Here is a 16,229-nt window from a genome sequence, read left to right as displayed (position 1 = left end):
CACGGAAGAGCAAAACCGTGCGTCGTCCACACCACACTTCCCGGGCGCCGTAGAGCCGCCTCCGTCGCCAACGTCGCAGACCGCTCCTCGTCGTCGAGATCAATCACCAAGTGGACCGGCGCACCGGGTTCGAAGATCCGTCAACCGTCGGGTCGTACTAACGACGACCCGACGGTTGTCAACCACCTCGGCCGCTGGTTCCATCCCGGCGGACCGGACCCGCAAGATGCATGGTCTGACAGCACCTCCCCGAAGCGCTGACCGTGTGAAGGCCCGCACCATCTGCTCGGTCACCCGATCACACGTGGGGGTGTCACCCACGATCGAGACCGACCAACCCCGGCCCGACCCGTGTGAGCGAGCCAACTCATCGACGACACTGGTGGTGACCAACTGTGCGTCCAGTTCGTTGGGGCACACAAAGTCGATGTCGGCATCGGGTCGTTCGCCGGCCATAGCGACCGCCATCCGCCCGCTCAACTCAAGACTATGGAGCTCGATCACCAGGCTGGCGTCCGCTTTGGGGATGCCTTGGTCGAGAGCTCCCCGAAGCGCCGACAACGTGAGGTCGTCCCGGCCAAGCGCGAGCACGATACGGCGTGCCGCCCGTGCCGGAGTCAGGTCCACCCACCCGATTGGGGTGGGTGGAGACGGCAGCCCGATCACCGCCGAGCCCAGCGAACCACCGTCGTGTCCGATGTGCACTACCAACTCGGCGTCCGCGCCCAGCCCTCGATCGTCAGCAGAGCCCTGGAGATATGGACGCACCCGTTTCGCTGGACCCACGACGAGCACGTGGCCCGATGCCAGCGACGCAGCCCAGCGGCGAATCCGCTGGGCGAAGGCCGCCAGCAACACCTCCACCAACACGCCAAAGGTCACCAAGGGTGCCAACATCCGGGCGATGCCCAGTTGCCAAGGAACGGGCGCAACATCGGCGCCGTTAATGAACAGGTTCATCGTGCCGTACAGCCACTCCGGCCACCCCATGCCGGCATCGGGATACTGCCCGGAGTACCTGCGGAACCCCCACCACCCGAGCACCACTGTCAGCAACCCAACCAAAGCCAAGCCGGTCCGCCTCACCGAAGCCGCGTGGTCGCCCATGGAACTGACGCGAGCCAGCAGCACCGACCAGCCACCAACAGGCCGCAACGCCCACCCCGCCCTCATGGTGTCGCTTCCGTCGGCTGGCCCAGTTCGGCGCGTACGTGATGAGTTTCGATGGCGCCCAATTTACTCTCATAGTGTGCGGACAACGCAGAGTTGGCCGGTCGAGCATCATTAGAAGGGGCACCAGTTGGAGCCAGGGTATTCGTCAGTTACCGCAAGGACGGGGTGAGTCCCATCACGTGGTGTAGTTCGGGACCATCACCGTGAGGGTGGCGGTCATCGTGCGATTCTCGGAAACGACCAAGTACCTGAGAGGAACACCGCACGATGACCACACCTGATTCTGCCCTGAACGCGCTGTCTGCGTCACTCACCGCCGTTGATTCGCCGTTAGCGGCGAGCCTGGCCGAGATCGTGGCCGACGCGATCCAAGAGCTGATCGAGGCCGAACTGTCGGCCCTGATCGGCGCCGAGCCCAACGAACGATCCATGTCCCGGACGAACCTTTGTAACGGGCACCGCGACAAGCTCGTGTCCACACCTGCTGGTGACATCACCGTTGGGATCCCGAAACTCCGCAAAGGGTCGGTGGGTTCTATCGGTCACTGCCCGCGAGGGCGTCAGCGCAACGCTCGTCTGCTGATTGAAGGCCATGTTGACGGCGTGGCTGACTGTTGAGCACGGCGCACGCATGGTCGTATTCGGCCTGGCTGTAGCCGCGTAGGTCGGTGCCTTTGGGGAACCAGAAACGCAGCTGCCGGTTGGAGTTCTCGTTCTTCGGACGCTGCCACGGTGGAGAGCGTGCTGAGTGCACTGTTGCGGTGACACTGTGTTCCGTGGAAAAGGTCGATGACACCCTTATCGCTGACGCACTGGAACTCAACGAGGGGCCATTGTCAGCACGGTGACGGGGCTACCAACGCGCAGAGTTGACGCCTCAGTTCGCGTCGGGGTGGCCAGAGCTGAGCGCCATCGATTGTGAACCGTTCAAAGACAGGTTCATAGTCACCCGATTCGTCGTCAGACAGAAAGGCACCCCAGTCCCACCGGTATTCGCCAGCTACCGATGCAGTCGTCCTGAGGCTCGCTGCAGGCGTGATGTGAAGAAACGAATGGGGTATAGACAGCTCCACGGCGTTGGTGTGTCGGGGCGACATGAGCAGCGACCCATCGTTGGCATCAAAAACCAACATCTTCCCACCCTTATTCCCCTGGCCCGTGGCCAACGCACGTCCATCGAAGCTCAGCGCCCATGGCGAGATGTCCGGTGTGGGCGTTCGCCACGTCGAGACAACCCGAGCACGTCCGCCCTCCAACCTGAGTAGCTTCATCTGGTTTGTTGCGAGGTCACGTGCCATGAGCCGCTGGGGTGCAGCTGAGACCGCCACGCTGTCGGAATCAGCATCGAACGGAAGGGTGTACTTCCGCCAGATGCTGCGCTTGCGGTCGAAAACGTTGACCTCGCGAAATGACCGGGCCCAGGGGTCGCCAGCAACAGCGAATGCTGACAAATCACCGGCATCGCTGGTGGCCAAGACGAATCGATTGGGTGTGACGACCGATCCGTTCAAACATTTCTTCCACTCCTTGGTGGGGGCCAAGTCCTCGCCGAACTCCTTCCCGCCGTCGTAGTGGCTTACTGCGAACACGGCCTTGTCAAGCTGCGGATTGGAACGCGTATCGCCGAGCACGTAGGAAGAGGCCGTGCAATCTTCTAGGTCTGGCGTAGTCGACGGATAGAACGGCTTGCGAGCCAGGGTCGGCGGCTTGCTCGTGGTCGACGGGCTTTGGGTGATGAGCACGCTCGAGCCGAGAGCGATGGCCACCTCCCCGGGGGTATCCGACGCCGATACCCCGCCAACGTTAAGACCGAGCGCGAGATCGGGTCCATCCTCGAGTATCATCCCAGCGGGCCCCGTCTTTAGGCCGTTACTGAACCCGACCACCGCACCATCCAATTGGACAACGCCGGTCGTGTCGCCAGGCGCCACATCGACTGTACCGAAGGTGAGCGGTGTTTTTGCCAGACCGGAGACCACCGTGTCTGGCTTGGCGTCGTCGCTGGTGATCGCGACTATCTGTGAACGGTCGCCGAGAAGAATCAGCTTGTTGTCCGAGTCCAAGGGCGGCGAAAATGAATCCGACACAGCGTCACGAAAGGACCCAGAGGAGAAGGTCAACTCGACAACGAAACCCTTTGGCGGTGCATCGCCTGACGCTCCGGTCAGTGTGGCCGACTGAGCGGCGACAAGCGCAGCTGGGGCGAGAACGACCGACTCATCCGCCGTCTGCACCACAACTCGAGACCCGATCGCCTTTATGTCTAGAGAATAAATCGTATCCGACGAGCTCATCATCGGCATCTCGTCGAATTGTGACGAAGTGAACTCTTTGAGTCCCGTCGCAACGATGCTGCCGTCAGGCGACGTCACCGTCGTGTCCCGGTTGAGCACCCAGAAACCAGAACCCGAGCTTGGGAATGAAGCGGCAATTGCTCCGTTCAGTTCGTCGTGCAAGACAAGCGGGCCATCAATCGGCGCCACAAAGATGAACTGCCGCGATACTCCCGTCTTCGTCTCGCAGTCGCCGCATGAAATGAGGACGTCGCCAGACACGGACTTATCATGAATGGACCATTGGGATGAGAACACGTCTTCCATCGCGATGTCGATTCCCAGCGCATCGAAGTAGGACTGATCGAGATCAACCTCGGAGTTTCCCGAGACATCGGATCGTCCCCTCACGAGCTGTGGGTCGGCGTGCTTGACTGAGCCCGTCAAGTAGTCGCCAGTCCACCCCTTGACCAACGCTACGAACCCTTCGTCGCCAGCGACCCAGTCAACCGTGCCGTCGTAAGCGTCGATCACGTCGAGCTTGTCAGCGTTGTCGCGCAACACGACGACCGAATTCAGATCCTCGATCAACACGTAGGTCTTGTAGCGATGGATCACACAGACACCGCCGTACTCCTCAACCCTTTGCGAGTCGGTCCGTATCCGTCCCTTGTCGTATCGGTCGACGATCCCGGCCTCTCCAAGTAGGACGATGGAGTCGTCAATGCAACCGACTACCTGCGGGCGTCCCTTCTTGGATGTGCGCAATATGAAGCGGGGCTCCGACCATTGCGCCCGTTTCGGCAAGGCGATTGAAGCTATCGGACGGCCACGGTCGACATCCCAGACCTGGAAGCCCGTTCCATCGCGACGCTGCATCGACACGAACTTGCCGTCTGACGAAATCGACACCGAACTACCCACGAATCCGTCGCCTGTGTCGAGGATCGATCGGAAGCCTGCCAACTGATTAACAATTGCGTGGGCCTGGGCCTCAACGTTGGAACCATCGGTATTAAGCGCCTCGGTCATCTCTCCCACGGCATCGACCGGATCGAGTCTGGCGTTGTCGGTGGCGTGCGCTGCTGCGGATTGGGCCAGTGATATGCGTTGTTCGCGGGCGACTTGGCCCTGTCGAACGTACGCGACGAGCGTGGCCAACAGCGCAACTACCAACAGCACGGAAAGCCCACCCGTCGTGGACAGGACGCGGCGGCGTCGGCGACGCTCGTCGTGAACCTCTATCTGCAGAATCTCTTCCACTGGGCGCTGAAGAACGGACGCAACGAGTCGCGGCATCTCCCGTCGCTGTAGGTCGGCGGTCGACACGTCGGCCCAGATTGGCTCGGAGGGAACGCTCCGCGGAGAGGCTCAGGGACATTGCTGGCCGCCGTGAAGTCTTGGAGGTCGGAATCCCACCCAAGAACGGTGTCAGGCGACTGTTTGAGAAGGTGGAGATGGGACGCGTCGTGGTTGGCATCGGCCCAACTACGGATCTCAAGGTCCACCCACTTTGACGCTTGCGCCTCCGGTGACAACAAGACAACGAGGTTTGCCGACCGAGCGAGCGCATCGGTGAGTCGCTCGCTGAGCTCAGCACCAAGCGCCAGTGAAGTCTCGTCACGAAAGCACCTGATGGTCGTGCCTGCGTTCTTCGCAACCCGCTCTATCGAACGCTGGATCTGGGCAGCTTTGGGTCCCGCTGAGCTCCTAGAATAGGAGATGAACAGGTCCCATTGAGGCTCGCCTTCGTGCACCATACGCTGCTCCCGACTCACGACTGATCTAACGATTTAGGTTCCGGTGGGCGGTGGAGTCCAGCGTGGATCGTTAAGAAGGGCGATGAATAATCCGAGGACGCCGTGGCCGTATTCATCGGTGGTGCTGCTATAGAACCGGACGGATACGAAGCATTCAAGGTTGCGACCCGGAACGGGTCGAGACGCTCAGCGGCCACTCTTGGGACGCCCAAACGTTTCGCGGACACGCTGAGGGTGAAGGGAACCGCACAGTTTTGCGGCATCGTTCAGACCCGCAGCCCGATGCCGCAACGGGGCGGGACTGACCAATCCAGCGAACGCGGTGGCGCCCACTTCGCCTTGCTCTCCGCGACGGGCATTGCGGTCGATCATATGTCGGATGATATACGACGAACTTCGACTGTGATCTTATGACTCTCACGCAAATGACTCGCACTCTGAATCAGTGGCGGGTTGACAACACAACCCGTGGGAGGGGCTAACACCGGCACATCTCTATTACCCGTCCGCGCGGCCCCTAAGCCCGACGCCCTCATCCAATGGTGACCACGAAGCGGAACTCGCACTGCGAGCCTGGCGCGTTTACAAGTCGGGCATCCGCCGTCACCAACGGGCAGTCGAGCAGTTCTGCGAGTGCGACATAGGCCGCGTCATATGGGCTCAGGTTGTGTCGCAACTCCAGTGCTCGAGACAACATCGGGCGAGCGGAGTACCGCTCCAGCTCAAGATCGCACAAGGCATCGACGCTCTCGGCAATCTCTTCATCGTTCAGGTCCCCGGTCAGCCAGCGCTTTCGCAGGACCGAAAGCGTCTCCCAGTCCACCAAATCCGGCGCCGCCAGCTGCATCCTCGCGCAGCCGCGGCATCACCCGCCTCGTGTCCATCTCCAAGCGCATTCGCCAGCACCGAAGCGTCGACGACGATCATCGCTCCGCCCTGATGACACGAAGGTCGGCAACCGCCTCCTCAAGGCCGATCCGACCGGATGCTCGTCGGGCAACGCGTTCCAGAAGCTCGTCGGACGTTGGGCGTTCTACTACTCGGGCCAACTGCATGGATAGGTAGCTCTGGAGCGACTGCCCGCTTGCCTCGGCCCGTCGCCGCAGTTCTCGATGCACGTCGTCGGGAAGATCTCTGATCAGCACGTTTGCCATAGCTTGCATGTTGTAAGCACCCCTTGTGGATGTCAAGCAACCAGGTCGAGGCCGGCCGCACGCGCCTGGATCACGGCATCGGTCCGATCGAGCGCCGGCAGCTTCATCAGGATGTTCGAGACGTGGTTGGCCACGGTTCGGGGGCTGATCGTCAGCGACCTGGCGATCGTCTGGTTGGCCTCGCCTCTCGCAAGATGGCCCAGCACCTCAAGCTCGCGGTCGGTCAGCATCGGGAAGGGCCGCTCCGCCACCGGAGCCGGTCGTCGGTGTACAAGCCGTTCGACCATCCGGGAATCGAAGACGGCGCCTCCCGCTGCGACCGTCCGGATGGCGTGCGGCAACTGGTCGGTTGTCGAGGCCTTGAGGATGTAGCCCGACGCCTTGGCTTCGATCGCCGCCGCCAGGCTGGCATCGTCCTCGACCATCGACAGCACCAGCACCACCACCTCGGGATGCCGTTCCAGCACCAGCCGGGTGGCGGTGATCCCATCCATGCCAGCCATGTTGACGTCCATCACCACCACATCCGGACGGGTGGCATCGACGACGGCCAGCAACGCTTCGCCGTCGGCGGCGTCACCCACCAGTTCGAGATCGTCCAACGAGTCCAGCAACGTGGCGATGCCCGTCCGGATCAACGCGTGGTCGTCGGCGACCACCACCCGGATGGTGACGGGCTCGCCCATCAGCTGACCGGAACCGCGCACGAGACGGTCGCCCCGACGTCGCCGTCGACGATGCTGAACCGGCCGCCGAGGCGCTCGATGCGGTGCCGCATCGAGCCGACGCCCACACCGGGGGTGAAGCCGCTTCCCAAGCCGCCCCCGTCGTCGGTGATGGTGAGCAACAGGTCCCGGTCTCGTCGCAACTCGACGCAGCAGCTCTGGGCAGCGGTGTGTCGCAGCACGTTGGTCACCGCCTCGCAGGCGACGGCGAGGATGGCGGATTCGATCGCGGCGGACAACGCCCCGAGGTCACCGATCGTCACCCGCATATCGACCGGCCTGGCGCTGGTCAGGCTGGCGATGCGTTCCAACAGCGCTTCTCGTAGCCCGGATGCGGCCACCATCGAATCGCCCAACTGGTCGATGTAGGTGCGGATCTCGTCGACCCCGTCCCGCAGCTCGGCCCGGGCGTCGTCCGCCAGCACCCTGGCCGCGTCGGGTCGACCAGCATTCAGGTGATTGGAGATGGCGTCCAGCCTGAACACCACCGAGGTGAGCCGCGGCCCCAGCCCGTCGTGAAGATCCCGCTGGTACCGGGAGCGCTCCTCGTCTCGAGCGATCAGCAGGCGGTCCCGGGCCACCTGGAGGTGATCCGCCGCACGGCGCGCCGCCACGACTGCGGCGACGGCGTCGGCCAGCGAGTTCAGCAGCGGTCGGTCGGCCTCGGTCAGGCCGTCGGTACCCCGCCGCGCCGCAATCTGCAGTGTGCCGACCCGCTCCCCGAGGTGCCGGAGCTCGAGCCGGTCGGCGGCGGGCAGGTCGGTGTCACCGACCTGAGCGAGCACATCGCCGTCGTCGGCCCTCACTGCGGCGCCCGGCAGCCGAAGCTCGGCGCAGATCGATGCGAGCAGGCGGTCGAGGGCGTCATCGACGTCGGAGGCCTCCGCCTGTCCGCGGCCGACCGATGCCAGCACCGAGTACGGGTCGTCACGCCGCCCGTAGAAGAACCGGTTGACCCGGCGCCGGACCACCAACGACAGCGGTCCGAAGGCAAAGACGGCCACCATCGCCCCCACCGTCGCCGGCAGCGGTCCGAACCCACCGACGGCCACGGCCGTCACCACCACCACCGCGCCGTACACCCCCAGTGCGACGGCCAGCAGAGCTGCGGCCAGCGCCGATCGCCGCAGCACCACCCCTGCCTCGTAGACGTCCCACTTCAGGATGGCCACCACCAGGAACATCTGGAACGCGAAGGTTGTGCCCACGGCGACGAACGGGCCGATCCACACCGGGAACACGACAACCAGTGGTGCCACCAGCGAGCTCCCGATCGACAGCAGGAACACCCAGCGGTACTGCCGCCGCTCGACGCCCGAGGCCCTCCACCAACGGGTGGCGATCAGGCCAAGAATCACCAGGTTCAGCACCAACGTCAGGGCCAGGTAGGCGCCGCCGACCGAGTCGACGATGCCCCTCAGCCCGGGGACGCCGGCCGGGTTCAGCGTGTGCACCGGGGCACCGTCGGGATTGTCCGGCGTGGTCACGATCAGCCCGGGCCGCAACGCCGCCGCCACCATCGAGACGCCCGTCGAGACCGCGACGATCCCGATCAGCACCCGATCCAGCCGGCCGCGGGGCACCCGACGGGGGAACAGCACGACCACGACGGTGATCACGGAGTCGTGCACCAGCCACAGCCACGACACCACCCACATCGACCAGGCCACCAGCGCTGCATGGTCCGGGTAGGCCACTCCGGCGATCCCGGCGGCCATCCCGGTGATCGCCGTCGATAGGCCTGCGATCAGGTACAGCCGGCCGATCCACATGCCGGGTCGGCGGCTCAGCAGCCACCACCCGGCCACGGCGAAACCGGGCGTGAACGTGACGAAGATCCATTCGCCCACGATCTGATCCGTCCCCTGTTGGACGGTCACGACCGCCAGCGGGATGGTGGCCAACGCGCACACAGCCGTGACCGCAAGGGTCAGGACCCACGGCCACGGCAACGACGCGAGCGGCCTGCGCAGCGGAGCTACTCCATCACGCAGCGGAGCTTCTCCGTCACGCAGCGAAGCTTGTACGGCCGGCTGGCCGTCAATGGTCATGTCGTCATCGTCGCACCGGGCGAGCCCGATGTCATGGGAAAGGGTCACGACGCGGTCGTGCAGATCTCACGGGTGATCGGCACCGGTCGCCCATGACGGCGTGATCGCCACCGAGGTCCACTCGGATCATGAACAATCAACTCAAGCAACGCAGCCATCAACAACCAACCAAGATCCGTCGCGCCTCTCGGTGCGGCGCCGCCCTCGCCGGTGTGCTCCTGCTCACCGGCGTCGCAGCGTGCGGCGACCAGGACAGCCCCCCGCAGGCGGAGGCCGAAGCGACCGTGGCCAGGCCGAAGAGCGAGATCAGGCTGAGCGACACGGCAATCGACATGCCCGCTCAGATGCCGGGCGGCCTGGTCGACGTGCAACTCGACGCCTCGCCGAGCACCAAGCGCAGCCACCACCTGGCCTTCTTCCGCCGAAACGACGGGGTCAGCGTGAAGCAACTCGAGCAGGCCAGCGACGCCGAGTTCGACTCGCTGGTCACCTACGAGGGCGGCAACGCCCAGGTGAACGCCGGCGCATCGCAGGCGGTCACCTTCGACCTCGACCCCGGCAACTACACCGTGATCGACTTCGACGAGCAGCAGAACATGCTCATCGCAGAGACCACGGTGGGTGCCCCGACTGAGGGAGCCGCCGAGCCGACCGCCAAGGGAACGATCAAGCTCGGACCGGGCATGAAGATCACGCTGCCCAAGGGGTTCGACGGCAGCGGCGTGTGGAAGGTGGTCAACGACGACCCATCCATGCCCCACGAGGCGGGGGTGGGCAGGCTCGCTCCGAACAAAACGAGCGCCGACGCGGTCGCCTGGGCCAAGGACTTCAACGGCCCTCCGCCGCTGGAGACCGTGGGCGGGTTCGGGGCGATCAGCCCCGGCCATCAGGGGTGGGTCGACCTCGGCCCGAAGCAGGACCCGGGCAACTACCTCGTGTACTGCGCCCTGCCCGGCAGCGACGGCGTGCTCCATCTGGCCATGGGCATGGCCACCGAGTTCCCCGTCAACTGAAAGGACACGTCATGGTTCAACTTGCAGCACTGTTGCTCGGCTTTCCGGCCGGCTACCTCATCCGCAACAAGCACCTCGCTCTCGTGGCGATGGGGGTCCTCCTGACGGCATTGCTCGTCGTCCAGACGATCGCCGTCGGACACGACGACCGCATCGACGCCATCTACTGGGTGATCCAGGCGGTCACCTATGCGGTGGCGGCGGGCCTGGTCGTGTGGGGACACCACGTCTCGACCAACCGCCGTGGGGCGACGCAGCAACCGGTCGTCACCCATCGGTAACTCGGAGCGTCGCTCAGGGCCGGATCGGGGCGGGGCGAACGGCGGATGGTGAACCGGACGTTGCGGACGTCGGCGCCGCCAGAGGCTCAGACGCGCTGGCCCAGTTCGGCCTTGGCGACGATCGTTGCGATCCGTCGCCGGCGCGTCGAGTCCTGAGCGGCGCTGACCACCGACCACAGCATCATCTTGCGAGCGCTGGGGGGAAATCCGTCCCACGCGAGCCGGGCGCACGGATTGGCATCGAGCGCCTCACGCAACTGGTCCGGCTCGATCAGATCCTCCACCTGGTCGTAGATCGTCCACCAGCCGTTGTCCCGAGCCACCCGAACCGCCCGGCGACCGGCCTCGGTCATCAGCCCGGCCGCTTCCATCTCCGCCACCCGCCGACGGTTCAGCCGGGTCCAGGAACTCTTCGCCCGGCGCGGGGTCAGCAGCTTGAGCCCGCGGTCATCGTCAAGCGTGTTGACCGTCGAGTCGATCCATCCGAAACAGATGGCCTCCTCGTTGATTTCGGGGGACGGGCACCGGGGTCCCGCTGTCGGCGTCCGCCACGAACACAGCCAGACACCCTTCTCGGCGGCGTGGTTCTCCTCCAGCCAGGCACGCACCTGGTCCCGGGTCTCGGCGTGGTAGATCGGGTAGCCAAACTTCCACGTGGCCGGATGGCTCGACGACGACTGCGGCACGTTTGCCATCACCACAGGCTACGGCCCAGCCGTCACCACCGGGCCGTGTCCGGGGTAGTCACCGGCCGCGCAGGAGCTGGTTGACCCGGGCGGCCTGCCTGGTCAGATGCTGACGCTCCGGCACGCTGGGCGCCTGGCGCGCCGCTTCGGCATACAACTCAGCAGCGGTCGGGAGGGCTCCGTTGCATTCGTGCAGATAGGCCGCCACCGCGCTGCGTCGGGGCACGCCCTCGGCGACCTCCGCCAGCGCCGTCAGGCCCGAAGGCGCTCCGTCGGCCTCGCACACCACCACCGCCCGGTTGAGCCGCACGACGGGTGTGTCGGTGAGCCCGAGCAGCTCGTCGTACCACTCGACGATCTGGATCCAGTCGGTCTCCTCGACGCTTGGCGCGTCGGCGTGCAGCGCCGCGATTGCAGCCTGGGCCTGGTAGGGCCCAAGCCGGTTCTCGGCGAGCGCCCGCTGCAACAGCGTCACACCTTCGGTGATCACCCCGACGTCCCACAGGCTGCGGTCCTGTTCGGCCAGCGGCACCAGGCTGCCGTCGGCGCGGGTTCGGGCCGGTCGCCGGGCATGGTGCAACAGCATCAGGGACGCCAGCCCGGCCACCTCGGGGTCGTCGACGACGCGGGTCAACCGCAACGCCAGCGAAATGGCCTCGGCCGCCAGGTCGACGTCGCCGGAGTAGCCCTCGTTGAACATCAGGTACAACACGTGCATCACGGCGACGAGATCGCCGGGCTGGTCGAGGCTGACGCCGGACACCTTGGTCTTGGCCCGGCTGATGCGTTGAGCCATCGTCGCCTCCGGCACCAGGTACGCCTCGGCGATCTGGCGGGTGGTCAGCCCCCCGACCGCACGAAGCGTCAGCGCAACCGCCGACGCCGGCGACAGCACCGGGTGAGCGCACAGAAAGTAGAGGGCCAGCGTGTCGTCGGCACCCGACGCGTCGCCCGGCTGCGGTTCGGTGGCCACGCGACGTTCCCGGTCGCTGCGGGCCGATTGCGACCGCACCAGGTCGAGGTACCCCCGCCACGCAACGGTGGTCAGCCAGGCCGTGAGGTCGTCGGGCTCGGTCCGCTCCCACGCTCCGAGCGCTTTGATCAGCGCCTCCTGCACGGCGTCCTCGGCCGTCGCGAAGTCGGCTCCGCGACGGACGAGGACGGCCAGCACCTTGGGTACTGACGAGCGCAGCAGCGATGTGTCGACACCCACCGGCGTGGTCAGACGTCCGCTGACGAGGGGGCCGACATGAACTTTCGCAGCTCGAGCCATTCGTGAATTGGCTCGCCGCCCGCACCAAGCGCAGCGGAGAGCTCGCCGGCGATCTCGATGGCACGCTCCTCACTCTCGACGTCGATCACCAACCATCCGGCGATCAGGTCCTTGGACTCGGCGAACGGCCCGTCGGTGACGGGCGGCTTGCCCGCGCCATCGGAGCGAACCCACATCCCGTCCGGCGACAGGCCCTGGCCGTCGACGAACTCGCCCGTCGTCTCCAACCGCGAGTTGAGGTCGTGCATGAACTGAACGTGGGCATCCACCTCGTCGGGTGACCATCGATCCATCGCAACGTCGTTGATCGGGGCCGGCGCTCCCCGGTAATGCTTGAGCAGCAGGTACTTGGCCATGTCGTTCTCCTTGATGTGGAGCGACCGGGGTGGTCGCACTCATCTTGATGACGGAGCCGCCGTCGGGTTCTCGACATCGTGCGTCAACAAAATGCACCGATGCCCGTTCCACCTAACGACTTCGGCTGGAGGGGTGACAGTGTTGCCCAATGGCCGACCTTCCACCCCGCCCGCCAGCCCGGTGAGCGACGTTGACGTCGTCGTCGTCGGTGCGGGCATCAGTGGCCTGGCCGTCGCCGACGGGCTGATCAGGGCAGGCCGCTCCGTCCGGGTGTTCGAGGCCGGACCGTCGCTCGGTGGCCGGATCCGGTCGGTTGAGGTACCCGGCGGGCACGCCGACCTGGGCCCCACCTGGTTTTGGCCCGGCGAGCAACGGGTCGCCCGCCTGGTCGACGAGTTCGGGCTGCCGGTTCACGATCAGTGGACCACCGGCGACGCGCTCGTCGCCGCCGACGGGGAAGTTCGACGCATCGATCGTCCGGTTATGCCGCCGTCCTACCGGTTCACCAACGGCGCCATCTCGCTCGTCGACGGACTGGCGGGCCGACTGCCCTCCGGCGCGGTGACGGTCGACTGCCCGGTCACGCGGGTCGAGCGAGCCACCGCTCACCTCACCGTCCACACCTCCGGGGGAGCATGGACCGCCGGCGCCGTCATCATCGCCGTCCCGCCGTCGCTCGCCATGGACAGCGGGATGATCGACCCGGACCATCTCGAGCCGTCGGTCGCCGAAGCGGCGTCGTCGATCCCGGTGTGGATGGGCGGCGTTACGAAGGCTGTGGCCATCTATCCCGAGCCGTTCTGGCGACAACTCGGGCTGTCCGGAACGGCCTTCGGCCCAGGCCAGCCGTTCGGTGAGGTTCACGACATGAGCGGCCCGAACGGCACACCCGCCGTGCTTTTCGGGTTCGCCCAGGCGCCGCTCGCGGATCCAGCCGAAGCGTTCGTCGGACAGCTGACCGCCCTGTTCGGGCCGAAGGCCGCAGAACCGGCTCAGGTGCTGGCCGTCGACTGGGGCCGGCAACCGTTCACTGCGCCGACCCGCCTCGGACTCACCAGCCGCTACGACCTGTACGGATCGCCGCACCTCACCACGCCGAGCTGGGCGGGTCGGCTCCACTGGGCGTCGACCGAGACCGCCACCACCGCGCCGGGCCACATCGAGGGAGCCCTCGCCGCAGCCGAGCGAACCCTCGGGGCCCTTCTCGCTGGCTGACGAGCGGACCCTCGGGCCTAATTGGCCGCTTTCATTCGGAACCAGCCGAAGGCGGACGCCGCCAAGATCACGGCCACTCCGATGAGGGCGAGCCAGAGCACACCTTTGATGACGGCGCCCAAGACGCCGAATAGAAGCAGGACGATCACGATGAGCAGGAAGGCAGTCACGAAGACCCACTACCCGTTCGGTCGAGGAAGAAACCCTGCGACGCCCTGGGTTTCGATACGGGGCCGTCACCTTCAACTTGTGCGCCGATTGGATCTGGGGCCAACCGAAGACGATCGTGGGGCTCGGGAAGCCGGTCAAAGTCCGGCGCTGTGCCTGCGCACCCAACCAAAGGAGACCCTGCGAGGTCACCACATCGATTTGGCATCGGCCTGGTGACGCTGGTGTTTGCGGCCATCGGCGTTGGGTGCGGATGTGCATCCACGCCTCCACCACCCCCGCCCGGGCCGCACACCTGCCCGCCTGCAGCGGCGGGCCAGCTTCGCCACGCTGACCAAGCGGTAGCGCCTACCCCTCAGACGACGTCGCGCCGCTCGACGGCGACGAGACCGATCGCCGCCGGGACGAGCGCCCAGGTGGCGAGTGCCGCCAGAGCCGCCGGTGTGCTGACGTCGGTTCCGGCGCCGGCGAGCACGTTTGCGAGGATGTTGGGCATCCAGGATGCGGTGTCGTTCGCCATCTGCACGATCAGCGGTGGGGCGATGATGAGCGCGATGGTGGTGCCGGTGACGGCCCCGCCAACGGAGCGCACGATCGAACCAAACCCGGCGCCGAATACCGCACCGGCCGCTCCGGCGAACGCGGCGGCGCCGAGGAGTCGCAGCACGTTGCCGGCCGACAGGAGGAAGCCGTAGTCGGTGGTGGGCAACGCCAACGCAACGGCGGCAATCGTCAGTGCCGTGCCGACGACGCTCAGCACGGCTCCGCCGACTGCGACCGCACCGAGCTGCGCCCCGACCGCCCGGTGCCGTCGGGGCGAGGCGAGAAACATCGGAATGACGGTGTGATGCCCGTATTCGCGGGCGACGGCGATCGCACCGAACAGTGCGGCGAGGATGAAGCCGTTGGCGGCGAACGCAACCAGCGATTGCTGGTCGGCAGCGGTCGAGATGAAGGTTTTGGAACCGTCCATGTCGGTACCGGCAACGACGATGACCGCGTTGATGACCGCAAAGGCGAGCAGCACCCCAAGGAACGCCAACGGCATCTTGGTACTGGTGAGCTTGCGAAACTCCGATCGAACCAGTCGTCTCATGGTCATGGCGTGAGGCCCTCCTCGGCGGTGGTCAGGTCGGAGGTCCAACCCAGAAACAGCTCTTCGAGCGATTCCCCGTGTGGCGACAGCTCGTTCAGGGCGATGCCGTTGGTGAAGGCCCGGTCGCCGATCTCGTCGATCGGCATGCCGCGAACGACCAGCGTGTTGGTTGCGTGGGCCGACGTGGTGGCGCCCTCGCCCTCGAGCACTGCGGCGAGTCGATCCGACTCGCGGGCCCGGACGAGCGACGCCGGCTGCTGTAGATCTGCGAGGGCACCCTGGGCGACCAATCGGCCCTCGTTGATGACGATGACATCGTCGACCAGGTGCTCGACCTCCCCGAGCAGGTGGCTCGACACCAGCACCGTCCCGCCACCTGCGGCGTGGGCACGGAGCAGGTCGCGCAGCGTTCGGGTGCCCTGGGGATCGAGCCCGTTGCCCGGCTCGTCGAGGATGAGCACCTTCGGCTCACCGAGGAGCGCAGCAGCAAGGCCGAGGCGCTGACCCATGCCAAGCGAGTAGGCGCCCGCTCGTCGGTTCGCTGCGTGGGCGAGCCCGACCTGTTCGAGCATCTCGTCCACCCGCGAGTGAGGGGTACCGGTGGCATCGGCCAGAAACATCAGATGGTTGCGGCCGCTTCGGCCCGGGTGAAAGGCGTTGGACTCGAGCAGCGCCCCAACGGTGCGGGCGGGGTTCGCCAGATCGCGGTAGCGGCGACCGCCGATCGTGCACGTCCCTTGGTCGGCGGCGGCAAGATCGAGCATGACCTTCATGGCCGTGGACTTGCCGGAGCCGTTCGGCCCAAGAAATCCGGTCACCCGGCCGGGCGACGCCACGAAGGTGAGGTCATCGACCACCGTGTGGTCGCCGTAGCGCTTCGTGAGGTGATCAACGCGAAGGACAACGTCACCTTCGGCCGAAGCGTCCTCCGGGTTCCGTCCCGTCGGTGCAGCGGATGCGTGCGATTCCGGTCTCATAGGTCGTTACCTCGCTGAAACGTGTGC

The 16,229-nt window shown here is 65.8% G+C and carries 16 protein-coding genes and 1 pseudogene; 4 read left to right on the top strand and 13 right to left on the bottom strand.

Annotated elements, in window-relative coordinates; genetic code table 11:
* Positions 1-99: 99 nt before the first annotated feature.
* Positions 100-1,107, bottom strand: coding sequence for a hypothetical protein (locus tag IPN02_04100; GenBank protein MBK9296054.1), 1,008 nt, complete (start codon positions 1,105-1,107; stop codon positions 100-102).
* 333 nt (positions 1,108-1,440) lie between these two features.
* Here IPN02_04100 and IPN02_04095 point away from each other — a divergent pair, with 333 nt between their 5' ends.
* The gene (locus tag IPN02_04095; GenBank protein MBK9296053.1) at positions 1,441-1,791 is read left to right on the top strand and encodes a transposase; all 351 of its coding nucleotides are present in this window, start codon (positions 1,441-1,443) and stop codon (positions 1,789-1,791) included.
* A 218-nt stretch (positions 1,792-2,009) separates the two neighbouring features.
* Here IPN02_04095 and IPN02_04090 read toward each other — a convergent pair whose 3' ends face one another.
* From IPN02_04090 to IPN02_04065, 6 genes and pseudogenes are all read right to left on the bottom strand, one after another.
* On the bottom strand, positions 2,010-4,709 hold the full coding sequence (locus tag IPN02_04090; protein ID MBK9296052.1) for a hypothetical protein: 2,700 nt from the start codon (positions 4,707-4,709) through the stop codon (positions 2,010-2,012).
* Complete coding sequence (locus IPN02_04085; protein MBK9296051.1) at positions 4,688-5,203, bottom strand: toll/interleukin-1 receptor domain-containing protein; 516 nt, start codon at positions 5,201-5,203, stop codon at positions 4,688-4,690. The genes IPN02_04090 and IPN02_04085 overlap by 22 nt, the downstream gene beginning before the upstream one ends.
* A 535-nt stretch (positions 5,204-5,738) precedes the next feature.
* A pseudogene (locus tag IPN02_04080) lies at positions 5,739-6,133 on the bottom strand (type II toxin-antitoxin system VapC family toxin).
* A complete protein-coding gene (locus IPN02_04075; GenBank protein ID MBK9296050.1) occupies positions 6,130-6,369 on the bottom strand; it encodes a hypothetical protein in 240 nt (79 codons plus the stop codon). Before IPN02_04075 ends, IPN02_04080 begins: the two are co-directional and overlap by 4 nt.
* A gap of 23 nt (positions 6,370-6,392) precedes the next feature.
* On the bottom strand, positions 6,393-7,067 hold the full coding sequence (locus IPN02_04070; GenBank protein MBK9296049.1) for a response regulator transcription factor: 675 nt from the start codon (positions 7,065-7,067) through the stop codon (positions 6,393-6,395).
* Complete coding sequence (locus IPN02_04065; protein MBK9296048.1) at positions 7,046-9,136, bottom strand: sensor histidine kinase; 2,091 nt, start codon at positions 9,134-9,136, stop codon at positions 7,046-7,048. The genes IPN02_04070 and IPN02_04065 overlap by 22 nt, the downstream gene beginning before the upstream one ends.
* Before the next feature lie 128 nt (positions 9,137-9,264).
* Between IPN02_04065 and IPN02_04060 the strand changes: the two genes are divergently transcribed.
* A complete protein-coding gene (locus IPN02_04060) occupies positions 9,265-10,149 on the top strand; it encodes a hypothetical protein (protein MBK9296047.1) in 885 nt (294 codons plus the stop codon).
* A gap of 11 nt (positions 10,150-10,160) precedes the next feature.
* On the top strand, positions 10,161-10,430 hold the full coding sequence (locus IPN02_04055; protein MBK9296046.1) for a hypothetical protein: 270 nt from the start codon (positions 10,161-10,163) through the stop codon (positions 10,428-10,430).
* 86 nt (positions 10,431-10,516) lie between these two features.
* Here the strand turns inward: IPN02_04055 and IPN02_04050 are convergent, their stop codons facing one another.
* Genes IPN02_04050 through IPN02_04040 form a run of 3 tightly spaced genes read right to left on the bottom strand, consistent with a single transcriptional unit; the run spans position 10,517 to position 12,745 of the window.
* The gene (locus tag IPN02_04050; GenBank protein MBK9296045.1) at positions 10,517-11,125 is read right to left on the bottom strand and encodes a YdeI/OmpD-associated family protein; all 609 of its coding nucleotides are present in this window, start codon (positions 11,123-11,125) and stop codon (positions 10,517-10,519) included.
* Between the two features lie 49 nt (positions 11,126-11,174).
* Positions 11,175-12,329, bottom strand: coding sequence for a sigma-70 family RNA polymerase sigma factor (locus tag IPN02_04045; protein MBK9296044.1), 1,155 nt, complete (start codon positions 12,327-12,329; stop codon positions 11,175-11,177).
* 8 nt (positions 12,330-12,337) lie between these two features.
* Positions 12,338-12,745 carry a hypothetical protein gene (locus tag IPN02_04040; protein MBK9296043.1) on the bottom strand — a complete coding sequence of 136 codons (408 nt, stop codon included), beginning with the start codon at positions 12,743-12,745 and terminating at the stop codon, positions 12,338-12,340.
* A gap of 133 nt (positions 12,746-12,878) precedes the next feature.
* Here IPN02_04040 and IPN02_04035 point away from each other — a divergent pair, with 133 nt between their 5' ends.
* Entirely contained in the window at positions 12,879-13,961 is a 1,083-nt protein-coding gene (locus tag IPN02_04035) for an FAD-dependent oxidoreductase (GenBank protein ID MBK9296042.1), read from the top strand.
* A 17-nt stretch (positions 13,962-13,978) separates the two neighbouring features.
* On the opposite strand, the gene IPN02_04030 is transcribed toward IPN02_04035, so the two are convergent.
* The 3 genes from IPN02_04030 to IPN02_04020 all read right to left on the bottom strand — a co-directional run bounded on the left by IPN02_04030 (position 13,979) and on the right by IPN02_04020 (position 16,202).
* Entirely contained in the window at positions 13,979-14,131 is a 153-nt protein-coding gene (locus IPN02_04030; GenBank protein MBK9296041.1) for a hypothetical protein, read from the bottom strand.
* Positions 14,132-14,484: 353 nt separating this feature from the next.
* The gene (locus IPN02_04025) at positions 14,485-15,231 is read right to left on the bottom strand and encodes a hypothetical protein (protein ID MBK9296040.1); all 747 of its coding nucleotides are present in this window, start codon (positions 15,229-15,231) and stop codon (positions 14,485-14,487) included.
* Positions 15,228-16,202 carry an ATP-binding cassette domain-containing protein gene (locus IPN02_04020; GenBank protein ID MBK9296039.1) on the bottom strand — a complete coding sequence of 325 codons (975 nt, stop codon included), beginning with the start codon at positions 16,200-16,202 and terminating at the stop codon, positions 15,228-15,230. Before IPN02_04020 ends, IPN02_04025 begins: the two co-directional genes overlap by 4 nt.
* Positions 16,203-16,229: the final 27 nt, after the last annotated feature.

This window comes from Candidatus Microthrix subdominans, from assembly GCA_016719385.1.
GTDB classification, from domain to species: Bacteria; Actinomycetota; Acidimicrobiia; order Acidimicrobiales; family Microtrichaceae; genus Microthrix; species Microthrix subdominans.
The sequence above is the reverse complement of the archived record's forward strand: the minus strand, read 5'-3'. Positions and strand labels throughout refer to the sequence as shown.